We start from the raw sequence: 20,015 nt of genomic DNA on the forward strand, positions 1-20,015 counted from the left end.
TTCTCGTCATTGGCTGACGAACCGGTCGCCGAACACGAGGGCGAACTGGATCCTGGCCTGGAACCACTCGGGGGGCGCTCGTTTCCATTGCTTGGCGGCGTGGTTCAGAACCAGATATAGCAGCTTCCTGGCGGCCTCGTCATTTGGGGAGTGGCCTCTGGTGCGGACGGCGCGCCGCAGCTTCGAATTCAGCGCCTCGATGGCATTGGTCGTGTAGATGATGCGGCGCACGCTCTCGGGAAAGGCGAAAAACGGCACGACGTGTTCCCAGTTTCGGCGCCAGCTCTGGGCGATTGCCGGATACTTCCGGCCCCAGGCGCCGGAATCGAACGCCTCGAGCGCCTGGCGGCCGGCGTCTGCGTCACTGGCGCGATAGATCGCCCGGAGCGCCGGCATGACCGCTTTGCGGTCCTTCCACGACACGAACTCCAGCGAATGGCGGATCAGATGCACGATGCAGGTCTGCACCACGGGCTGCGGAAAGACGGCGCCGATCGCTTCGGGGAAGCCCTTGAGGCCGTCGACGACGGCGATCAGGATGTCAGTGGCGCCGCGGTTCTTCAGCTCGTTCATGACGCGCAGCCAGAACCTGGCGCCTTCGGTCTGCTCGATCCAGAGGCCGAGAATCTCCTTCACCGTCGGGCAGGACACCGAGCGCGATGTAGATGGCCTTGTTGCGAACGAACCCTTCGTCTCTGATCTTGACCCGGATCGCATCGAAGAAGACGAGCGGGTAGCAGACGTCGAGCGGCCGGTTCTGCCATTCGCTCACTTCCTCAAGCACGGCGTGGGTCACAGCCGAGATCAGGTCCGGCGGAGACCTCGATACCGTAAAGCTTCTCCAGGTGGCCGCGAATCTCGCGCACGCTCATGCCGCGCGCGTACATTGACACGATCTTGGCATCGAAGTCGGAGAAACGGCGCTGGTGTCGGGCGATCAGCTTCGGATCGAACGTTCCCGCCCGGTCGCGCGGGATCGACAATGTCATCCTCGACGTGCCCGTCAGCACCGTCTTCTTCGAATGGCCGTTGCGGCGATTGCTACCGCCGCCCCCGCTGCGTTCCGCCTCGAGGTGCTCGTCGAGCTCGGTGTTCAGAATCCGCTCCGAAGGCGCCGTCTTCAGGTCGTCGAGCAAACCGTCCTTGGCATTTGGATCGCGCCCGGCAAGCAGATGGTCCAGAACTTCCTTCTCGATAGCCATGTGATGATTCTCTCCTTTCCATCATCATGGCCTCGCGCACAGAATTCCCTGACAGTCCCCGGCAATGCGCTGATGTTAGACGTAGAACTCAGGCTCCCCGGCTCCCAAAGCTGACGTTCTGCCTGTTAGTCCTCAAGGCGTTGTACAAAGGCAGGCAGTACGCGGGTAGTATGTGCAAGCCGACGCGCAGCACTAGCTCAATGCCCTGGATTTGATGGGTGAGTTCCCACAGGCGCTATTTCAAATCCCACGTCAAACCCGCTACCCCTCGCGCAATGCCAGAGTCTCCCGCCTAATCCCGGCTTGCTAGGAACAATTTCGGCCAACGACAGATAATTATGGACGGTACAGCGTTCCGCGCCCAATCCAACGAGAAGTTGGGGGCGGACGCTATTCGGCTCCAAGGCAATCAGGCGGGGACTCCTTCTTCGTGACCAACTGGTGATGTCGCCAGAAGCAAAGGGGCGTCCACCACCGCAAGGATGTTCGCGGACTTGGCGAAACCGACAAACGCCTGAAATGCCGCTTCTATCGGATACTCGCTCGCATATGCCTTCTGACAGGCGCGTAGTGCGGCACTATGGATGATGTCCCGAAGCTCCTCCGGCCAGTCGTGCAGGAAATCGAGCGCCTCGTTGAGGCCGGCGATTTCCTGAACGAGTCGCGGCCTGCTCTCTACAAAGATAGGGTTTTGGAAAAACCGATCCTTCATGACGTCCTCCAGGTTGAACGGATGGCCACATCAAACGCTGGCCGATGTGCGTTGCCAGCCTCGGAAATTCCGAGTGAAAACGTCAGACGTGGTTCGGTCGCGTTCCCAAAGTGGCAGGAGTAACGAATTCATCCTCGATGAGGATGTCCTTCCTACGCGCGAATTCGATGAAAACGCCACGGGCGGTATCGGCCTCGACCTCACCAGCCAGTGCCGCCTTGCAGGCGCGAACCGCAGCCCGCTGCTCCGGACTATTGCCGCCCCACTCCAACGCGAACTGGTAGGCATCCACAACGGTGTTGATCTGACGTGGGAAGCCAAGTCCGACGAAAACATGAATTGGCTTTCCAAACGGCTTCGCAAGCATCTTGACCTCCTAACTTCTTGGCCGGGCATTATGCCGGGCGAGGGTTGTGACGGACGCCGCTGGGTAGCGGCGCGTAGAAAATTTGCGACTCCGTTTTCGGTTTTCAAGAGGTCCGGAGAGATTTGCTTTGAGCTGCTGCTGCCGTCGGAGGCCGGAGGACCGATGACCCTATTCCTTGCTTTGTCGGGGGCCGGATAGCCGTCCGTCGGGACGTGTGCCGAGATTGAGGCGAAGGCGTTCTCGCCAAGCGTGGTCTCGGGCAGCCTCTTCCTCCTCGAAGACCTTTTCGACGACCTTCCCCTGCTCAATTACTCTAACGGCCCATCGCCCTCCGATCTCCTCGACCAAAACCCCGTCTGGCATCGGCTCATCCATCGATCTCTCGTCCCCAGCAAACCACTCGCCCACGGCCGGCGGGCTCTCCGGCAATCGTCAGCATCAGCGCAGTTACATGATCTACAACTAAGCTTTGGACGCGCGTAGTATTTCGTACCCTGATGCGCCAAGAAGCATGATCCCTGCTGCTATTAGCAGACCACCGCCGAGCTGCTCGTACAGTAGGACGCCAGCCAGGCCGCCGACAACAAAGGACGCAATGCCGACGCCGTGAAGTCGCAGCCTCGCGCCGACACCCTTTTGTTCGGGATTGTCACGACCGGCAGGTCTCCGCAGCAGAGCAAGGCCGATGCCGATATCGGTCGCCATTCCGGAAACGTGGGTTGTCCGGACGCGAGCGTTGGAAATTCGGGTTGTGGTCGCGTTCTGCAACCCCATCAGGAAACTCAGAGCCAGAAAAAGGCAGTAGTCGTCCCAACCGGAGGGCAGCAGGAAAGCGACTGCGCCCAACAACGCGATAGCCAGTCCCTCTGCGGCGATCACGTAGGCATAGATGGCGCGGACGCCCCGAGACCTTCCGCTTTCAATCCAGTTCGTTGCGGTAAAGGCGCCACCGACGAAAGCCAGTATGACCACCCCGAACATCATTGCCGAGCTGAACCGACCCATTGCCAGCATGTCGGAGAGCAACGAGGCGTTTCCGGTCATGTTGGCCGAGAAGAAGCCGAGTGCATGAAACCCGGCTGAGTTCAACGCGCCCGCCACTCCCGAGAGGATGGCAGCCAATCCCATGTCGATGGCGATGTTTCGCTCGTCGCCCTCGCGTACAAGCATTCTGAAGGTCCCGATCTGGTAAAGACGAAGCCGGTGAGAGTCCTCTTCATCACACACAGAAAACTCGATGCCAAGCAAGCCGCCGTCCATCGCCCGGTCGGCTCGGGCATGCGTGAGAGCGGCGGCACTCGGCATCGGGCAGCTCGTGCCGCTCCGCCTGGCCCCCACCTCGATCAGCTGACGCGGCAGGGCTATCCGCTCCTTCTCGGACGTGGCGTTTCCGCCATGCGGATGTCGCGAACCTTCTTCGCGCTAGAGCAAGGCAGCATCCTCGGCAAGCCGGATTGCGTGTCGATTCGCACCGGAACGCTCGGCATTCTCGCCAACAGAGGGCGCCGACGTCGCAACCTTCGAGCCCGGCGGCGCCGCGCCGACGCGGCACACACATGCTGCGCATGATCGGTGATACGGTTTATGGCCTAAACAGCGCTGCTAAAAGAAGCTATCGCGCTTGCCAGCTCGTGTTCTGTGAACGGCTTGTTGAGAATCTTCATCTCCCGAGCGCCCGGCAGTTCAGCATAGCCTGTCGCTATAATGACGGGAACATTCGGCCACTTGTCCTTGATTGCATCGAACAGCTGCAGGCCGGTCATCTTCGGCATTGCGTGGTCGGTAATGACGAGATCAAACGGCTGCTCTTCTAGCAGGTCAAGCGCTGCGGCCGCCGAATGCGCCTCCGCGACGGTATGCCCGAGTTCCTCAAGCATCGCAGCTGTATTCAAGAGCACCAGGGCATCGTCATCCACCGCCAGAATTCGTAGGGGTGCCGCGTCAATCGTCTCCTCCGTGAGAATGATCTGCTCGCGTGCAAGATCCGATGCGGCTGCCGCCACCGGCAGCCATAATTCAGCAGTCGTCCCTTCTCCCTTGCGGCTCTTGAGGACCAGACGTCCGCCTATCTGTTCCATCATGCCATGCACCATCGACAGACCAAGGCCGGTGCCCTTGCCAACGCCTTTGGTAGTGAAAAACGGCTCGGTCGCGCGGGCAAGCGTTTCCTCGTCCATTCCCTGGCCGCTGTCGGCAATCGAAAGGCAGACATAGTGGCCTGGTGCCAAGCCAGCTTTATGACTTTGGTTGATGTGTTCTTCCCGGGCTGAGATCAAGATCGTCCCACCGTCGGTCATGGCGTCCCTGGCGTTGACGCACAGATTAAGCAGTGCGAGTTCAATCTGACTCTCATCCGCCATGACCTGGTTGAGCGAAAGCGGAAACTTGGTCTCTATAATAGCCCGGGAACCCAGCGATCGCTCCAACAACTCCTGCATTCCCATTATCAGCTCAACAAGATCGATAGGTTTCGGATCGAGTTGCTGCCGCCGGGCAAAAGCCAACATGCGCTGAGTCAACGACGCGCCCCGTTGAGCACCGAGCACGGCATTATCGAGAAGGCGCAACATCTGAGGATCGTCGGGCAGCCGTTTGCGAAGCAACTCGAGGCTACCCAGAACGGCCATCAACAGATTGTTGAAGTCGTGCGCGACGCCGCCCGTTAGCTTGCCGATGGCGTCCATCTTTTGCGAATGAAAAAGCGCTTCACGTGCCTGATCCAGCGACTCTTGTACCTTCTTGCGTTCGGTGATGTCGCGGGTGATCTTCGCAAAACCCAGAAGGGTGCCGTCCTCGCCCCGAATAGCGTCGATGACCACGTGAGACCAGAAGCGGGTGCCGTCCTTGCGCACTCGCCAGCCTTCCCGTTCGACCCGCCCCTCACGAGCAGCGGTTTCCAGCGCAGTTTGCGGACTGCCACGCTCGCGATCTTCAGGCGTATAAAACTGCGAAAAGTGCTGGCCGATTATCTCATCTGCCGAATAGCCCTTGATGTGTTCTGCGCCCGAATTCCAACTCGTGATCGTCCCGTCAGGGTCGAGCAGGTAGATCGCATAATCCGTCACACCCTGAACCAGGCGTTGAAACTGCTCCTGGCTTTTGCGAAGTTCGTCCTCCGCCTTCTTTCGCTCGGTAAGATCGCGGGTGATTTTGGCGTAGCCGGTCAATTTACCGCTGGGGTCGCGTATCGGATCGATGACAACATGAGCCCAGAAACGAGTTCCATCGCGGCGAATCCGCCAGCCTTCGCTCTCAAATTTGCCCTCGCGTTCTGAAATTTCCAAAGCGCGGGCGGGAAGACCGTTTTTCCGATCCTCATCCGTGTAGAAGCGTGAGAAATGCTGTCCGATGATCTCGCCGGAGGAATAGCCTTTGAACCGCTCGGCTCCTGCGTTCCAACTGGTCACGGTCCCCGACGGATCCAGCATATAGATTGCGTAGTCGGTGACGGCCTGGACGAGAACACGATACCGATCCTCGTTGCCCGTACTGTCGTTTCTTTGAATCATTCCCCCGCCCATCAACTTTGGCTAACTCTACGAAATGCCATCGCGCGGCGTTGGTTCCGGGCGATGTTGCGAGACCAAGGTGAAACGATCGAAAAGGGATAGATATTGTGCTCGCGCAGGTGACCCGCCGACGGTTGCGTACCGCATTCAAAGGTGTGCGAGCCGTTTGCTTGCCTAGCGTGAGCGTCGCGATTACAGCTAGCTCGGAGAAGTGAAGCGCTTCCGCCAAACGGTCAGCAGGACTGCCGGTTGTCATCTTTCGAACGCATTTAATACCCGACCATGGGATACGATCCCCAAGTTGGTGGACACGAGGCGGACATGGCAGAGCGAAAGAAACAGCCCGTTGTAAGTTCCGGCATTGCCGGTTTGGACGAAATTCTTCGCGGCGGACTGCCAGCGTCGAATTTTTACATCGTGCAGGGCGATCCAGGGGCAGGCAAGACGACGGCGGCTTTGCAATTTCTGCGCGCTGGGGTGGCAGCCGGCGAACGCTGCATCTATGTCAGTCTTTCGCAAACCGCATCCGAACTTCAGGCGATCGCGTCTTCACACGGTTGGACGCTCGAAGGAATTCGCGTCGAAGAACTGTCAGCTTCCGATACCCTAAGTGGCGCTGCCGATCAGAGCATTTTTCAGACGTCCGATCTTCGACTGGACGAAACGCGCAAGGCGATCGAACGCGCCATCGATGAACACAAACCACATCGGCTAGTTTACGACTCTCTTCTTGAAATCCGACTGATCACCGGCGACACGCCGAGGTTTCGCCGCGAACTGATCGGCTTCAAGGCTTTCCTCGCCAGGCGGGGAATCGTGGCGGTTCTGCTCGATACGCAAACCAGTGGGGGCGACCACAACGGCGAGGAGATCGAGGGGATCGCGCACGGCGTCATCCGGTTGGATAAATCGCTCGAGGACTATGGCGCCATACGTCGGCGCATCGAAGTCAGCAAGATGCGGGGCGTGCCGTTTGCCGACGGTTATCATGACATGGCGATCCGCGAGGGCGAAGGCATCGTCGTGTTCCCGAGGATTGTGCCCGGTTCGCCCACCGAAGTTGCCAAGCCGCAACTGATCAAATCCGGGGTCGAGGCCCTCGACGAGATGTTCGGGGGCGGTCAGGAATCAGGAACGATCACGCTCGTGATTGGCCAGTCGGGGACTGGCAAGTCAACGATGTCGTCACTTTATGCGACAGCTGCTCTCCAGCGAGGCGAGAGCGTTGCGCTCTTTCTGTTTGAGGAGCGGCTGGAGACGTTCTTTCGCCGGTCCGAGGGCTTGGGGATGGATCTTCGGCAATTTTATAAGGATGGCCAGCTCATCATCTATGATTTCAGCCCGAACGAGATTTCTCCGGGCGAGTTCGGCCAGATCGTGCAGCAGGTGGTCAGTCGCAACAATACGCGCGTTGTGGTGATCGACAGCTTCACCGGCTATCTGAATTCGCTTCCCCACCGCGAAAAAGCGGTTCTCGACATCCAGTCTCTCCTCAAGCATCTCGCGCGTGCGGACGTACTGACCATGCTCATTGTCGCTCAGCATGGATTGCTCGGACAGAATGTCGGGATCGACGTAGATGTCAGCTTTCTGGGCGACACGGTGCTTCTCCTTCGTATGGCCGAACATGAAGGTAAGCTGAGACGCAACATCACGGTTGTCAAAAAGCGCCATGGTCCCCACGACCTCGATGTCCGGGAACTCTTCATCGCGAGTTCCGGTGTTTCGGTCGTTGCCTACAATCCCTTGCCTGAGACGTGAACGACGTCGAGCATAACGGCTTGGGAACACTCGATTGGGTGCTCATTTTAGCACCCTACCGCAAGGACGCCTCCTACACGGCCTCCCTGCTGCAAGAGCGCGGCATCCGGGCTCAAGCGGCCAACACCGCAGATTTGGGGAAGCTGCTGACAGAAGCTCCCGGGGTGCTTGTCGTGACGCATGAAGCACTTAATCCGGAGGCTATCGCCACCATCGCCAAGTATTTGCAAGGCCAGCCGAACTGGTCGGAGATTCCTATCATAGTCCTGCTGGACCGACGCGCACGCCAGTCGGGCATCCAGGCGGCCCTGAGTGCAGCCTGGCCAGGTTCACGCCAGATATTTTATCAACGTCCCGTGGCGGCATTGGAACTGATAAGCGGCGTCCAGTCCGCCCTCCTTACCAGAGCTCGCCAGCGGGATGTGCGTGATTACCTTGAACGCGAGACGGAGCTACGGCGCGAGCTAAATCATCGGGTGAAGAACATCCTCGCAAGTGTCGTATCCATCTTCGAAATGACACGGCGCGGCGCAACCTCGGCGGATGGCCTCGCAGAGGACTTCAAGGGGCGATTGAGGGCTCTGTCGAATGTCCATTCCGCAGTCTTTGCCGCAGGAGGTGAGACGGTGCCTCTGAGGGATGTCGCGCACTCGATTCTCGCGCCCTACGGCTCAGACCGCCAAAGTGGCGTCGTCGTCGAGGGACCTGAGGTCGTGCTTTCGCGCGACGCCGGCACTGCCCTTGCCCTCTGTCTTCACGAACTTGCGACCAATGCTATCAAGTATGGTGGCCTATCCAAGCCCGAAGGCAGAATACGGTTGGACTGGGAGATCGCCTCGGACTCGGAGCCAACGCTGACGTTGAGGTGGATAGAATCGGGGGGACCGCCGGTCGTTGAGCCTTCCCGGGCAGGATATGGAACACGGTATATTCGTGCCGCGCTGACCGATCTGTTTGGAGAGCCTCCCGATCTTATCTTCGCTCCGGACGGTCTGCGATTCTCAATCCGCGGCCTGCTTTCCCGTCTCGCTCCGGCATCACTTCCATCACCCCCGACCACATAATGTTAGCCAGGATTGGCGAAAACCAACCCCCGCCAGCTACGCTCGGATCGATCGAAGGCCAGAGTTCCCTGAGGTGGTGTAGCTCGGCGGCCGCGCAGCCGCTCGCGAGCGCGCACTCAATTTCGCTGGCGGGGGCGGGTTCATCGATGTCCGCCGGGTAGGCCCTGGTTGTCCAAGTCCAATCTGGTGCGAGGAATGATCCAAGACATCACGGTCATGCTGGCCTTTCACAAGAGCAGACCTTGTCGTCACCTCAAACGGAATCGCCAGCCTGAGGAAGCGATACGCTGCATGGCGGCGCCGGCAGGGATACGTTCGTGTTCGCCTCGGTGCTGGGCGCCTCGAATGTCGACCGGATCACCGACTTCAATGCTGCTGACGACCGCTTTCGCTTGTCCGACGCCATCTTCACGGCGCTGACCCCGGGCATCCTTGCGGCTGCAGCTTTCGACCGGGCTCGCGCAGGACACAACCGACCGCATCATCTACGAGTCTGACACTGGGGAACTCTATTACGATGGCAATGGCAATGCGGCCGGGGGTGGCGTCCTGTCCGCCAAGGCCACCGTCGGTGTGGCACTGAACAATGTGGATTTCTCGGTGCGTGAGCCCGCTCATTCGGTGCAGCTTCACACCGGAAGGCCAAATATCGCCTCGCGTTTCAGCGGATCAAGGCCTGCCGGTTCGCGCTGCAAGGATGCACTGGTGCTCAGTGCCTGATTGGACCGCTTGGCAGGGAGCGATGCAACGGGAGGCGCGCAGCGAGCCTCCCTTGCCGAGATGGTTTTGTCCTACAAAACACAGCTGGCCCTCCGACGGTTCATCGCACAGCTGGCGCGTATGGTGCCCCCTCACTGGGCTCAAAATTCGTGTTTGCCCAAGCAGATCCCGCCTGCTGTTTATCTGACGCTAGCAAGGTGAGCGTCAGCCTTCGCGGAAATAGGGATCGAAAAGTGGATTGGTCTCATCCGGCGCTTGTGACGTCACGGCGATGTTGACCACGGCCGGCGTGGGAGCGTGCTTCGATGGCCAGCGGCGAAGCCCGTCTGCGTGGTCACGGGCGCGACACCGCAACCCGGATAGGAAAGAACGATGGCGGCGACCAGGGGGGCGAAAATCGGTTCACCCGCTTTGGCGAGCAAACGGTCATCGTCGAACTCCCGAAACGTCTCTTCTCCCTTCTTCCGAGAGGCGGCCATCGGGTCGGCCGCCTCTCGGGCCTGTTCACGCTTTGCGGTCTGCCGAAGGTCCTGCCGAACTGACGTGCTGTGCGGCAAGAAACATCAGCGTCGATGCCGCGGTTCGCCGGTTCCAACCAGCGGACTCGGCCATGTCGAGCACGCCCTCGAGCCACGGCCTCAGTACGTCGCGGCACTCGGTCTCGTGCCCCAGGAAGTCGTTCGGCGGACGGGTCGGCGACGCGACTGTCCCGATGCCGGACATGATGTTCATGTCAGCCTCGAAGCTCTCCATGGACGCCAGCGTCTCTCAAAGAGGCGCCGGGCGATCTCGGCTTGCCTCAGAAGTCCATGCCGGCGCCAGCGGGCACTGCCGGGGCGGCTTCCTTCTTCGGCTTCTCGGCCACCATCGCCTCGGTGGTGACGAGAAGGCCGGCGACGGAGGCGGCGTCCTGCAACGCAGTGCGCACGACCTTGGCCGGGTCGATGACGCCTTGGCTGTAGAGATCGCCGAACTCGTTGGTCTGGGCGTTCCAGCCCCAGGCGAACTCGGTCTTCTCGCGCAGCTTGCCGACGATGATGGAGCCTTCGGCCCCTGCGTTCTCGGCGATCTGGCGGGCCGGCGTCTCGATGGCGCGGCGCACGATTTCGACGCCGGTCCTCTGGTCGGGGTTATCGACCTCTAGGTTATCCAGTGCTTTCGACGCGCGCAGCAGCGCCACACCGCCGCCGGGCAGGATGCCTTCCTCGACAGCCGCGCGCGTGGCATGCAGCGCGTCGTCGACTCGGTCCTTACGCTCCTTGACCTCCACCTCGGTCGAGCCGCCGACGCGGATCACCGCGACACCGCCAGCAAGCTTCGCCAGGCGCTCCTGCAGCTTCTCACGGTCATAGTCCGAGGTGGTCTCCTCGATCTGCGCCTTGATCTGCTTCACACGGCCTTCGATCTCGGCCTTCGAGCCGGCGCCGTCGACGATGGTGGTGTTCTCTTTCTCGATGACGACCTTCTTCGCCCTGCCGAGCATCTGCAGCGTGACATTCTCCAGCTTGATGCCAAGATCCTCGCTGATCGCTGTACCGCCGGTCAGGATTGCGATGTCCTCCAACATGGCCTTGCGGCGATCGCCGAAGCCGGGGGCCTTGACCGCTGCAACTTTGAGCCCACCCCGCAGCTTGTTGACGACGAGCGTGGCCAGCGCCTCGCCCTCGACGTCCTCGGCGATGATGAGCAGCGGCTTGCCCGACTGCACCACGGCTTCGAGCACCGGAAGCATCGCCTGCAGATTTCCGAGCTTCTTCTCGTGGATCAGCACGTAGGGCTCTTCAAGCTCGACCCGCATCTTGTCCTGATTGGTGATGAAGTACGGCGACAGGTAGCCACGATCGAACTGCATGCCTTCGACCACCTCCAGTTCGGTCTCGGCGGTCTTGGCTTCCTCGACGGTGATGACGCCCTCGTTGCCGACCTTCTCCATTGCTTCCGCCAGAAAGCGGCCGATCTCGCCGTCGCCATTGGCCGAGATGGTCCCGACCTGTGCGATCTCGTTGTTCTGCGTCACCTTGCGGGCGTTGGCCTTGAGTTCGGCGACGACGGCGTCCACAGCCTTGTCGATACCGCGCTTCAGGTCCATCGGGTTCATGCCGGAGGCGACGGCCTTGGCACCTTCCTTGACGATCGCCTGCGCGAGAACGGTCGCGGTCGTGGTGCCGTCGCCGGCAAGATCATTGGTTTTGGAGGCGACTTCGCGCACCATCTGGGCGCCCATATTCTCGAACTTGTCCTCAAGCTCGATTTCCTTGGCGACGGTGACACCGTCCTTGGTGATGCGAGGCGCGCCGAACGACTTGTCGATGACGACGTTGCGGCCCTTGGGGCCGAGCGTCACCTTCACCGCATTGGCAAGAATATCCACGCCACGCAGCATCTTCTCGCGGGCCTCGGTGTGGAATTTGACTTCCTTGGCAGCCATTGGATCACTCCTTCAAATCTAGGCAGCTTTCGTTGACTGGTTCTTCGTGGCCCGTTTTCACGCGGCCTTCTTGAACGCGACGCTCTGGTCGATCACGCCCATCACATCGCTTTCCTTCATGATGAGCAGGTCCTCGCCGTTCAGCTTGATCTCGGTGCCGGACCATTTGCCGAACAGAATGCGGTCGCCGACCTTCACGTCGAGTTCGACCAGCTTGCCGCTCTCGTCACGCGCGCCGCGACCGACGGCGATGACCTCACCCTCCTGCGGCTTCTCCTTCGCGGTGTCGGGGATGATGATGCCGCCGGCCGTCTTTTCGTCGGCTTCGATGCGGCGGACCAAGATACGGTCATGCAATGGACGGAACGCCATGTCGTTCTCCTTCAAGGACAAACAGCTTTTTAAGATTCCTCCACACCGGACCGGCAATATCGGGCCGATGCGGGCCGCGGCGACCCTTCATCAGGCATCGCGCGCAAATCGACCTAGTTGTGCGTTTTTCGAGTTTCAAGAGCTGGCGCGCAATTTTTTTGGCACTCGCACCTATAGAGTGCTAGTGCCATGAAAACATGAAGCTATTCCGGCCTTCGCGAAGAATCTTGCCCCTTGAATTTGCCGCCAAGCCGGACAAAATTACCGCAAGCCTCGGCCGTGCCGGGAGGACGAAACCGGGATCGACACAAGGAGTTATCGGAGACGGAGGACAACGATGGACCGACAGAAGCTTTCGCCGATCATTCCTTCCCTCGCCCTCGAAACATCTGACCTCGCGCTTGACCGGCTGCTGTCGCCGGCTCGCCACTACAAGCATCCAGACCACGTTCTTCGCGACCGTGCGCTGGATATTGGCGAAAAGCGCGCAATCCTTTCATCATGGGCGTCCGACGCCTGCGCGGTCGAATCCATGCCGGCGTTGAGGCAGCCGCCGGGGGCCCGGCAGCCAATCCCCTTCGACGCAGTCATGGACGCGCTACGTCAGCTCGACGGCATCGATTCCAGGCGTTCGAACGGAGCCAAAGGCGAACGTGGTTCCGAGCAGCAGCGGCTGGATGCATAGGCAGCGAGCAAGAGGAAAGGTGGAGAATGGCAGCGAGCGTGAGCCGGGAATTCCGGATGCAAATGGAGGGCTATGGCCTGACGACCGCCGAGATTCACTACCACATGCCCGATCATCCGAGCCTGCTGCAGCTCTATGTCTGGCAGGAGTATGACCTCGCGCCAGATTTTCCCGAACTGCGCGGCTTTCTCGACTACTGGAAGGAAACGCTGGAGGGCGCGCTGCATTCGGTGCGGGTAGCCCACCATCGCTTGATCCAACCGTCGGAGTGGAAGGTGGTGGACGGCATTATCGCAATTCACTGAGTGCCGGCGGTCGCTACGCGTGCCTCGCCGGATTCCGTCCGGTGCCAAACCGGCGCTGGACCGCCGCCCGCCCGGCAACAGCCCTATGCGATCGGCGGCCTTGACGAAACTCTGCCGTGACGCCTTCGTGAAACCATCCGTCGAGCCTATCGCGACAGGCTGGCCTGAGCTCAAGACGCCCGGTGCCCCGACGGCGCGCTAAGCCTCGTCCTCGTCCGGTTCCAGCATCTCGATCAACCTGCCGACACGTGTCCCCGGCAGCGGGCGCCCCGCACCCATCAGAGCCTCGTCGTTATGCAGCCAACCCCAGGCCTCTCTGATTTCCTCGGCCGATGCTCCGGTCCCCATCAGCTCTGCGATGAGTTGGGCGTCGACCGGCCCGAGGATCGATACGATCTCGTCACGTGTAATCGCCATCGTCCGGCCTCCCAGTATCTGCGAGCCCATTCTGAGCATGTGACGTCTAACACCGGATGTCTGATCGACGTTCCGGCGACAATTTTCGACTCCTGATGGATGGGTCTTGACGCTTCGAAACAAGATTCCTAGCTCAAAGGAGCCGGTCGCTGAATAGGACCCGGCATGGTCAGGGAGCGCCAGCTTCTTGGCGCTCCTCGTATCCATGTTGCTCAATGGAGGATATGGCTATGAGAACCGCATTCGACTTTTCTCCCCTCTACCGGTCGAGCATCGGCTTCGATCGGGTGTTCGACCTGCTCGAGAACGCGAGCCGGGCGACAACAACCGTCGACAACTGGCCGCCCTATGACATCGCCAAGACTGGCGACGACGACTACCGCATCACCATGGCGGTAGCCGGCTTCAGCCAGGACGAGCTGTCGATCACGCAGGAGCAGAACATGCTCGTCGTGTCGGGCCAGAAGTCTGGCGAGGACACCGGCGAATACCTGCATCGCGGTATTGCGGGGCGCACCTTCCAGCGCCGCTTCCAGTTGGCCGACCACGTGAAGGTCACTGGCGCTGGGCTGGAGAACGGCCTTCTGACGATCGATCTCAAGCGCGAAATTCCCGAAGAGATGAAGCCGCGCCGGATCGAGATCGGCAACGCCACGGCCATGCCGAAGGTCGCGCAGCGCAAGATCGAGGCGGAAAAGCAGGCTGCCTGAAGTCGTGCACGATGACGACTTGCCTCGAGCCGGGCGTTTGCGTCCGGCTCGCGGTGGAGTCTTCCTGAAAACGACCATGAAGACATGAAAGGAGAAATTACGATGAGCGTACGTGATCTGATTCCTTGGGGCCGCAACAACGGCAACCAACTTCCGAGGGTCTTCCGTGATGACGATCGTGACCCGTTCCTCTCGCTGCACCGCGAAGTGAACCGGCTGTTCGACGATGTCTTCCGCGGCTTCGACAGCCGTCTGCCGGCGCTCGGCAGGCTCTCCTCCTTCGGCGGCGGTGGCTGGCCGAGCGTGGAGGTCTCCGATGGTGAAAAGGATATCCGTGTCACCGCCCCGGCCTCGAGGAAAAGGACGTCGAGGTCCTGCTCGAAGATGGCGTGCTGACGCTGAAAGGAGAGAAGAGGTCCGAGACCGAGGACAAGGACCGTCAGTTCTCGGAGCGCTTCTACGGTCGCTTTGAGCGCCGCATACCGCTCGGCTACGAGGTCGAGGACGACAAGGTCAGCGCCGATTTCAGGAATGGCGTGCTGACTGTCACCCTGCCGAAGACCGAGAAAGCGCAGACGAAGGCGAAACGCATCGCCATCAACGGCGCGCACTGACTACGGCGCTGGAGGCGGTCTGGCCGCCTCCAGCATCTCCTTCTCTTGCGAGGGAGACACGAATTATGGAGACGCTACACAACAATTCGGTTCCCCCGGGGAACAATCTCCGGCCTGACAACGACAATTGTCCGGTCGGTTCTTTCGCGTTGCCCATCGGGCGCTCCACATTCCCGCACGATGCGGTCAGTCATCTAGACCAGGTCCTTGCGGGACATCGCTCTGCCTCCGGCAGATTCTGGAAATCAGTTCAGGTCACATTCAGGCAGTCTCGACGGCTTTGTTCTCCCAGCGATATCCCGAAGACCAGATTGCTTCTTCGGACCGTGTCAGCAACGCCAGACCAGACTGGCTTGGTAGAGCACCGTCCGCATTGCCACGTCGCCGCATTTCGAGATGCCGCTGTTTCGGTCGACCTCTCCGTATTTCTTCGGCCTCAGTCCAAGATGTGCGCCGACGTCCCGAGATCGTTCGAAGCGAACAGGATCGTCAATGGTCGTGAGGTAGGTGACGGCAGTGATGGCTGCTACGCCAAGTATGGTCATCAGGCGCCGGCACGTCTCATCCTTCCGCACGATGTCCAGCATCATCTTGTGAAGCACTGCGCATTCATGCCGAAGAGCTGCCCGGGCGGCCAGCATCGGCTTCACCATCGCCGCCAGGCGAGGAAAATCCTCTATCAAGAACCCTGCCTTCGAACGGTCCCGAGGTTACGCGGCCGGCCAGCTTGATGCCGAAGACACGAAGCGTCCCGCGGATCTCGTTCTCGATGTCGATCTGCTTCGTTTGCAGCGTGTTCAAGTTTCGCGAGATAGTCGCCTCGCCGATCTGCGGCGCGCTTGCGGCCGGCTATCTGACCGTCCCGACGTTGCATTACATCAAGTCGATTGGGCTGCCGCTGCCGCCGGACGACGTGGCCAGCGCACATGCGGCTGCCTTTCTCATCGGCGGCGGGCCTGTGCGCCATGTGGATTGCCGATATTCTCTTGGAGCTGGTGGTCCGGCGACTAAAGCCGCAAGCTGACAGGTGAGACCCCAGCCAGCCGAGCTTCGCCCTCGCGGTTTTCCGTCTGGGACGTGCAGTGCCCCGTCGGTCCAGCCGACGGGGCACTGTCGTTTTACTACGCCACGGAGAAATCCGCATTGGTGAGTGACAGGCCCGGAGTCAACGTGGCGAACTGGATCGCAGACGAGCCGCTGCCGCTGCCGTCGGCGTCGTAGAACAGCGCGCCGCTGTCGGTGTCGTAGATGATGCGATCTGACGAGTCCTGTGCCAGCCCGGTGGCGTTTGCCCGGAAAGCGCCCGCCGCCAGGGTGCCGGTCGTGAGAACGGTGAAGATCGCGTTCTCCAGCTCGATCGTGTCCGAGACCACGCTGAAGCCGTTGATGGTGTCGACATTGCCGGCACCCAGCGCGCTCGAAAACACGTAGGTGTCGGGGCCGGCACCGCCGGTCAGCGTATCCGAGCCGCCCTTGCCGTCGAGACGGTTGGCCCCGGCATTGCCGAAGATCTCCTGGGCGAAGTTGTTGCCGGTCAGATCGATCCCGGAAACGCCCTGCGAGCTGGTAGTCCGCATCACCTCGACCGATGCACTGGCCGACAACGCGAAGTCGACATTGGTGCCAACCGTGTCGTTTCCTTCACCGGCAACTTCGATGATCGTGTCATTGGAGTTGTAGACGAAGTAGGTGTCGTCCCCATCGCGTCCACGCAGCACGTCGGCCGCGCCGGCGCCGCCGTCGTTCAGGACGTTGTTGCCGTCATTGCCGGTGATCGTCTGAGCGAACCTGTTGCCGGTCAGATTGATCTCGTAAATGGCGGTCTGGGAGGTCGTGCTCAGGGCTTCCACGTGCACGCCGGTGGCGAGCTTGTAATCGACGCCGGCAGCAACACGATCGGTGCCTTCGCCAGCACGCTCGACAACTACGGCATCGGAATTGTAGACGATGTAGGTGTCGTTGCCGAGGCGTCCGACCAAAGTATCGGGTTGGCTGTCGCTGCCTCCTGGTCCCGTACCGCCGTCATGCAAGACGTTGTTGCCGTCATTGCCGGTGATCGTCTGAGCAAAGGCATTGCCGCGCAGGTTGATGCTCGCCGTGCCTTGCGAGTTGGTGGTCGTGAGTATCTCGATCTGATCGTCAGAGCCAAGAACCCAGTCGATGCTGGATGCGACGCGGTCGGCAGTGCCTCCACCGGCTAGTTCGATCACCTCGTCCAACAGGCTGTTGACGATGTAGGTGTCATTGCCCGCACCACCGGTCATAGTGTCGTTGCCGAGGCCGCCGTTCAGCGTGTCAGCACCGTTGCCGCCGTTAAGCGTATCATCGCCAGCAGCACCAACCAGATCGTCATCGCCACTCAATCCGGTGAGGATATTGGCGTCGGCATTGCCCGTGAGGGCGTCGCTGAAGTTGGACCCCCGCAGGTTGGTAATGCCAGTAAGGATGTCTCCCTCGGCATGGCCTCCCTTGCCAACCGTCGCATTGGTGAGCGCGATCTGGACACCCAACACCTCGACGTCGATCGTCGACGTGGTGCTCAGGTTGACAGTCACGCCGGCGTTGGAGGTGTCGTAGATCGCAGTGTCGTTACCAGACAAGCTGATCTCGCCGACGTTGAGAACGACGTTCAACACACCGCCGATGATGTTGTCTTGGCCGGCCCCGCCTTCAATGATGTCGTCGCCGGCATAGCCGATCAGCGTATCGTTGCCGCCATAGCCATAGATTTCATCATCTCCCAGACCGGTAACGATCCCGAGCAGTCCTGGCTCGACATCATTCCCTTCCGTGCCTTCGAACTTAGCCATCTAAACCTCCACTTGAACGCGGGGAGTATGGTGAAAATATTTCAAGGGCGAGCTCCCCGCCAAGTGCAGGTTATTGTTGTGAAATTTACAAAACATAAGTATCAACTACCGCGTTTTAATAAAAATTTAACTAATATATTCTCAATTAGCAATTGTATTAGCTTGGGGCGCGCATGGGCGCGCCTTAAATTGAAGAAAGTGGAACCTGGGGAAGCATTGAGCGGCGGAGTGCCGAGGGAAGATGAGCGAGCTGATTCCGCGTCTCAGGTAAACTTCAGAGAAAGGATAGCAGCGCAAAGCGAGAGCGGTATTGCACTATTGTACGGGTGGCGAACGGAGGCGGAATGTCGACGACGATCCCCACATACGACACGACGGATCATCCAGCGGCTCGTGCTCGTCGGTTTCCTCGTGGTAGATCACCTGCCACAGATCGCGTTGTCGACCGCGTGGCCGCAATAGGACGGGAACCATCTCCAATCCGTTGCCGTTCCAGTGATCTCACCAATGGAGGCATCAATGGCCGCCGACGATCCCCAACGGATGACACAGACTGCGTCACAGGAAGCCCTTGAAAAGCAGGTCGCTCAATTGCGACGCGAGATCACCTCGATGAAGCGAACGCTCGCTGCCCGCCTGAAGAAGCGGCCGAGCAATCGTGGGGCTGGGTCGAAAACGCTACAGATCGGGCCGGTCGTGCCGCCTCAACGCTCAAGTCGCGCGCCCAAGAGGTTTCAGGGGCAGTTCAGGAGAATCCCGTCACCTTCTCTACAACCGCGCTTCTCTTTACTGCCGTGGGTTTTATGATCGGTTTGGCAGTCGGGCAGAGTTCCGATCACCGCCATCGTCGCTGGCATTAACCCTCATCAGGACGACCAGGAACGGCAGCGTCCTCTGAGAATAACCTACGGAAACCGCCACGCCACCAGCAACCACTGAACAGCCGGCGCAGCCCGCGACCACTCAATGATGGCGTGATCTGAAACTGCAGGCTTCCCACTATCAGTCCCGCGCCCGGCTACCCGCGCAGCTGGGCTTCCGTCAATGTACGGAATGCGGCGTCCGCTCCCTTATTGCCGGTCCTGGGAGACCGTCTCTGCTGCTCGGTCAAGCGCACTTTAAGTGGGCCTACGGCGGCCGCTCGCGTTTGCCATGCGCGGCAACGTGTGGGGGGCCTTCACTGGGTTTCTGCGATTTTGGAACCGGCGATCACGCGACCTATTCACCCAGCGCTCGTCTTGCTTCCCGTGGCTCCAGGAAGGCACCCTGCCAGAGGCCCCGACCGGCAGTGCGCGCCATAGCCTCGTCGCCGGCATAGCGGTAATGGCTGTGTTGCGGCCAGTCGAGCGCCTGGCCCTGGTGTACCATCCAGGCCGACACGCTCCTTCGATCTGCGCGGAAACAATCGGCTACAATGAGGCCGGTATGGTCAACATCCACTTGCCGGCACCGCGTCGGCTGTGACTCCGCGACAAAGCCGCTCAGCGCCTCGGCCGCAGCCTGCCCACATGGATACTCGGCGCCCGAGCGGTCGAAGCAGGTTTTTGCCGGCCTTGGATTTCGATCGTATCGCCGTCGATGATTGATGCGCGACCGACTAGTTCCTCTGAGGCCGCCGGCCCGGCAAGCACTCCCAACAACATCGCAGCAAGTAGCGCTTTCAGTCCAGCCTCCAAGGCGAGAGCATCAGAGGCGGCCGGCACAAAGGGCCGCGGGAGGCCGCGCCGACCGCCGTCCTGAGGTGGACAAAGATATGGTCTCAGAATTCTCGGCGGTCTGCAATGTCAACTCTTCCCTATTCCGGCTCTTTCCTTAGAAGAGTTCTTATTTCCTAAATCGAACGGCGAGCCAGACACTCGTGCTTCAGGTCTCGACTAATCGAAGGACTGTTGTCCGCGCAACTAAGCGGCGATGTCCAGATCGACGATATGCCTGAAGGGACTTGTCTGCGAGATCAACACTCCCTTCGGTGAGGATCACGCGGCGGAATCGATCGAGGTGACCCTTGCACGGCAATGCAAGTCGATCGGTAAGAAATTTAGATCACGGGGCGAGCGCCCCGGGCAAGGCTCAGACGAGCCGCAGCAAAAAGATAGCAGGGCGGGGGCGAACGCTATCACGTTTGCGGGGCAGGCTTGATTTACATAATCTCGCCACCGCGCTTCAAATCGCGAGCATGAAAACCAGAGAAGGATTGTTGACGCCCAGCAGTTCCACGAGTTCGAGCGCTTGCCGTTCCGATATACCCGTATCGCTAGCCAGCGCTTTGGCTGACCGCAGTTGCGCGGGGGGCGGAGATGAGTTGTTCTCTGGCAAGATCGTGCTCCCGCTTCTAAGGC

The 20,015-nt window shown here is 60.3% G+C and carries 20 protein-coding genes and 2 pseudogenes; 10 read left to right on the forward strand and 12 right to left on the reverse strand.

The window, feature by feature from the left end; genetic code table 11:
- Positions 1-6: 6 nt before the first annotated feature.
- The 5 genes and pseudogenes from C7I84_RS21490 to C7I84_RS21515 all read right to left on the reverse strand — a co-directional run bounded on the left by C7I84_RS21490 (position 7) and on the right by C7I84_RS21515 (position 5,790).
- A pseudogene (locus C7I84_RS21490) lies at positions 7-1,202 on the reverse strand (IS256 family transposase).
- 409 nt (positions 1,203-1,611) lie between these two features.
- Positions 1,612-1,914 carry a DUF982 domain-containing protein gene (locus C7I84_RS21495; RefSeq protein WP_106774273.1) on the reverse strand — a complete coding sequence of 101 codons (303 nt, stop codon included), beginning with the start codon at positions 1,912-1,914 and terminating at the stop codon, positions 1,612-1,614.
- An 82-nt stretch (positions 1,915-1,996) separates the two neighbouring features.
- Positions 1,997-2,281 carry a DUF982 domain-containing protein gene (locus C7I84_RS21500; RefSeq protein ID WP_106774274.1) on the reverse strand — a complete coding sequence of 95 codons (285 nt, stop codon included), beginning with the start codon at positions 2,279-2,281 and terminating at the stop codon, positions 1,997-1,999.
- Positions 2,282-2,743: 462 nt separating this feature from the next.
- Complete coding sequence (locus C7I84_RS21510) at positions 2,744-3,529, reverse strand: YoaK family protein (protein WP_207771051.1); 786 nt, start codon at positions 3,527-3,529, stop codon at positions 2,744-2,746.
- A gap of 341 nt (positions 3,530-3,870) precedes the next feature.
- Positions 3,871-5,790 (reverse strand): hybrid sensor histidine kinase/response regulator, encoded by a 1,920-nt coding sequence (locus C7I84_RS21515; RefSeq protein ID WP_165816166.1) that lies wholly within the window; start codon positions 5,788-5,790, stop codon positions 3,871-3,873.
- Between the two features lie 321 nt (positions 5,791-6,111).
- Between C7I84_RS21515 and C7I84_RS21520 the strand changes: the two genes are divergently transcribed.
- The 4 genes from C7I84_RS21520 (at position 6,112) to C7I84_RS30135 (ending at position 9,877) form a co-directional block, all read left to right on the forward strand.
- The gene (locus C7I84_RS21520) at positions 6,112-7,551 is read left to right on the forward strand and encodes a DUF7125 family protein (protein WP_106774277.1); all 1,440 of its coding nucleotides are present in this window, start codon (positions 6,112-6,114) and stop codon (positions 7,549-7,551) included.
- Positions 7,548-8,615, forward strand: coding sequence for a sensor histidine kinase (locus C7I84_RS21525; protein ID WP_106774278.1), 1,068 nt, complete (start codon positions 7,548-7,550; stop codon positions 8,613-8,615). The genes C7I84_RS21520 and C7I84_RS21525 overlap by 4 nt, the downstream gene beginning before the upstream one ends.
- A gap of 432 nt (positions 8,616-9,047) precedes the next feature.
- Complete coding sequence (locus tag C7I84_RS21530; protein WP_106774279.1) at positions 9,048-9,335, forward strand: hypothetical protein; 288 nt, start codon at positions 9,048-9,050, stop codon at positions 9,333-9,335.
- Positions 9,336-9,640: 305 nt separating this feature from the next.
- Positions 9,641-9,877 carry a hypothetical protein gene (locus C7I84_RS30135; RefSeq protein WP_165816167.1) on the forward strand — a complete coding sequence of 79 codons (237 nt, stop codon included), beginning with the start codon at positions 9,641-9,643 and terminating at the stop codon, positions 9,875-9,877.
- Here C7I84_RS30135 and C7I84_RS21540 read toward each other — a convergent pair.
- The 3 genes from C7I84_RS21540 to groES form a co-directional block, all read right to left on the reverse strand.
- On the reverse strand, positions 9,840-10,067 hold the full coding sequence (locus C7I84_RS21540; RefSeq protein WP_106774315.1) for a hypothetical protein: 228 nt from the start codon (positions 10,065-10,067) through the stop codon (positions 9,840-9,842). The genes C7I84_RS30135 and C7I84_RS21540 overlap by 38 nt on opposite strands.
- A 67-nt stretch (positions 10,068-10,134) precedes the next feature.
- Positions 10,135-11,763, reverse strand: a complete 1,629-nt coding sequence (gene groL / locus C7I84_RS21545; protein ID WP_106774280.1) for a chaperonin GroEL — start codon at positions 11,761-11,763, stop codon at positions 10,135-10,137.
- A 57-nt stretch (positions 11,764-11,820) separates the two neighbouring features.
- Complete coding sequence (groES, locus tag C7I84_RS21550; RefSeq protein ID WP_106774316.1) at positions 11,821-12,135, reverse strand: co-chaperone GroES; 315 nt, start codon at positions 12,133-12,135, stop codon at positions 11,821-11,823.
- A 337-nt stretch (positions 12,136-12,472) separates the two neighbouring features.
- Between groES and C7I84_RS21555 the strand changes: the two genes are divergently transcribed.
- Both C7I84_RS21555 and C7I84_RS21560 read left to right on the forward strand, forming a co-directional pair.
- A complete protein-coding gene (locus C7I84_RS21555; RefSeq protein ID WP_106774281.1) occupies positions 12,473-12,820 on the forward strand; it encodes a hypothetical protein in 348 nt (115 codons plus the stop codon).
- A gap of 26 nt (positions 12,821-12,846) precedes the next feature.
- The gene (locus tag C7I84_RS21560; RefSeq protein WP_106774282.1) at positions 12,847-13,125 is read left to right on the forward strand and encodes an usg protein; all 279 of its coding nucleotides are present in this window, start codon (positions 12,847-12,849) and stop codon (positions 13,123-13,125) included.
- 198 nt (positions 13,126-13,323) lie between these two features.
- Here the strand turns inward: C7I84_RS21560 and C7I84_RS21565 are convergent, their stop codons facing one another.
- Complete coding sequence (locus C7I84_RS21565; RefSeq protein ID WP_106774317.1) at positions 13,324-13,542, reverse strand: hypothetical protein; 219 nt, start codon at positions 13,540-13,542, stop codon at positions 13,324-13,326.
- A gap of 230 nt (positions 13,543-13,772) precedes the next feature.
- Between C7I84_RS21565 and C7I84_RS21570 the strand changes: the two genes are divergently transcribed.
- Positions 13,773-14,252, forward strand: coding sequence for an Hsp20 family protein (locus C7I84_RS21570; protein WP_106774283.1), 480 nt, complete (start codon positions 13,773-13,775; stop codon positions 14,250-14,252).
- Between the two features lie 102 nt (positions 14,253-14,354).
- Positions 14,355-14,866 (forward strand): annotated as a pseudogene (locus C7I84_RS21575) (Hsp20/alpha crystallin family protein).
- Between the two features lie 329 nt (positions 14,867-15,195).
- On the opposite strand, the gene C7I84_RS21580 reads toward C7I84_RS21575, so the two are convergent.
- The gene (locus tag C7I84_RS21580) at positions 15,196-15,549 is read right to left on the reverse strand and encodes a transposase (protein WP_106774284.1); all 354 of its coding nucleotides are present in this window, start codon (positions 15,547-15,549) and stop codon (positions 15,196-15,198) included.
- 86 nt (positions 15,550-15,635) lie between these two features.
- Here C7I84_RS21580 and C7I84_RS21585 point away from each other — a divergent pair, with 86 nt between their 5' ends.
- A complete protein-coding gene (locus C7I84_RS21585; RefSeq protein ID WP_106774285.1) occupies positions 15,636-15,890 on the forward strand; it encodes a hypothetical protein in 255 nt (84 codons plus the stop codon).
- Positions 15,891-15,987: 97 nt separating this feature from the next.
- Here the strand turns inward: C7I84_RS21585 and C7I84_RS21590 are convergent, their stop codons facing one another.
- Positions 15,988-17,676, reverse strand: a complete 1,689-nt coding sequence (locus C7I84_RS21590) for a calcium-binding protein (protein WP_106774286.1) — start codon at positions 17,674-17,676, stop codon at positions 15,988-15,990.
- Between the two features lie 519 nt (positions 17,677-18,195).
- Here C7I84_RS21590 and C7I84_RS29765 point away from each other — a divergent pair.
- A complete protein-coding gene (locus C7I84_RS29765; RefSeq protein ID WP_133170132.1) occupies positions 18,196-18,483 on the forward strand; it encodes a hypothetical protein in 288 nt (95 codons plus the stop codon).
- A gap of 411 nt (positions 18,484-18,894) precedes the next feature.
- Here the strand turns inward: C7I84_RS29765 and C7I84_RS31070 are convergent, their stop codons facing one another.
- Entirely contained in the window at positions 18,895-19,263 is a 369-nt protein-coding gene (locus C7I84_RS31070; protein ID WP_425351377.1) for a thermonuclease family protein, read from the reverse strand.
- Positions 19,264-20,015: the final 752 nt, after the last annotated feature.

It is taken from the genome of Kumtagia ephedrae, from assembly GCF_003012745.1.
GTDB classification, from domain to species: domain Bacteria; phylum Pseudomonadota; class Alphaproteobacteria; order Rhizobiales; family Rhizobiaceae; genus Kumtagia; species Kumtagia ephedrae.

Coding starts and splice junctions, on each gene's coding strand:
- C7I84_RS21495 (WP_106774273.1), bottom strand. CDS start 1,914: ATGAAGGATCGGTTTTTCCAAAACCCTATCTTTGTAGAGAGCAGGCCG.
- C7I84_RS21500 (WP_106774274.1), bottom strand. CDS start 2,281: ATGCTTGCGAAGCCGTTTGGAAAGCCAATTCATGTTTTCGTCGGACTT.
- C7I84_RS21515 (WP_165816166.1), bottom strand. CDS start 5,790: ATGATTCAAAGAAACGACAGTACGGGCAACGAGGATCGGTATCGTGTT.
- C7I84_RS21520 (WP_106774277.1), top strand. CDS start 6,112: ATGGCAGAGCGAAAGAAACAGCCCGTTGTAAGTTCCGGCATTGCCGGT.
- C7I84_RS30135 (WP_165816167.1), top strand. CDS start 9,641: ATGGCCAGCGGCGAAGCCCGTCTGCGTGGTCACGGGCGCGACACCGCA.
- C7I84_RS21540 (WP_106774315.1), bottom strand. CDS start 10,067: ATGAACATCATGTCCGGCATCGGGACAGTCGCGTCGCCGACCCGTCCG.
- groL (WP_106774280.1), bottom strand. CDS start 11,763: ATGGCTGCCAAGGAAGTCAAATTCCACACCGAGGCCCGCGAGAAGATG.
- groES (WP_106774316.1), bottom strand. CDS start 12,135: ATGGCGTTCCGTCCATTGCATGACCGTATCTTGGTCCGCCGCATCGAA.
- C7I84_RS21555 (WP_106774281.1), top strand. CDS start 12,473: ATGGACCGACAGAAGCTTTCGCCGATCATTCCTTCCCTCGCCCTCGAA.
- C7I84_RS21560 (WP_106774282.1), top strand. CDS start 12,847: ATGGCAGCGAGCGTGAGCCGGGAATTCCGGATGCAAATGGAGGGCTAT.
- C7I84_RS21565 (WP_106774317.1), bottom strand. CDS start 13,542: ATGGCGATTACACGTGACGAGATCGTATCGATCCTCGGGCCGGTCGAC.
- C7I84_RS21570 (WP_106774283.1), top strand. CDS start 13,773: ATGAGAACCGCATTCGACTTTTCTCCCCTCTACCGGTCGAGCATCGGC.
- C7I84_RS21585 (WP_106774285.1), top strand. CDS start 15,636: ATGTCGATCTGCTTCGTTTGCAGCGTGTTCAAGTTTCGCGAGATAGTC.
- C7I84_RS21590 (WP_106774286.1), bottom strand. CDS start 17,676: ATGGCTAAGTTCGAAGGCACGGAAGGGAATGATGTCGAGCCAGGACTG.
- C7I84_RS29765 (WP_133170132.1), top strand. CDS start 18,196: ATGGCCGCCGACGATCCCCAACGGATGACACAGACTGCGTCACAGGAA.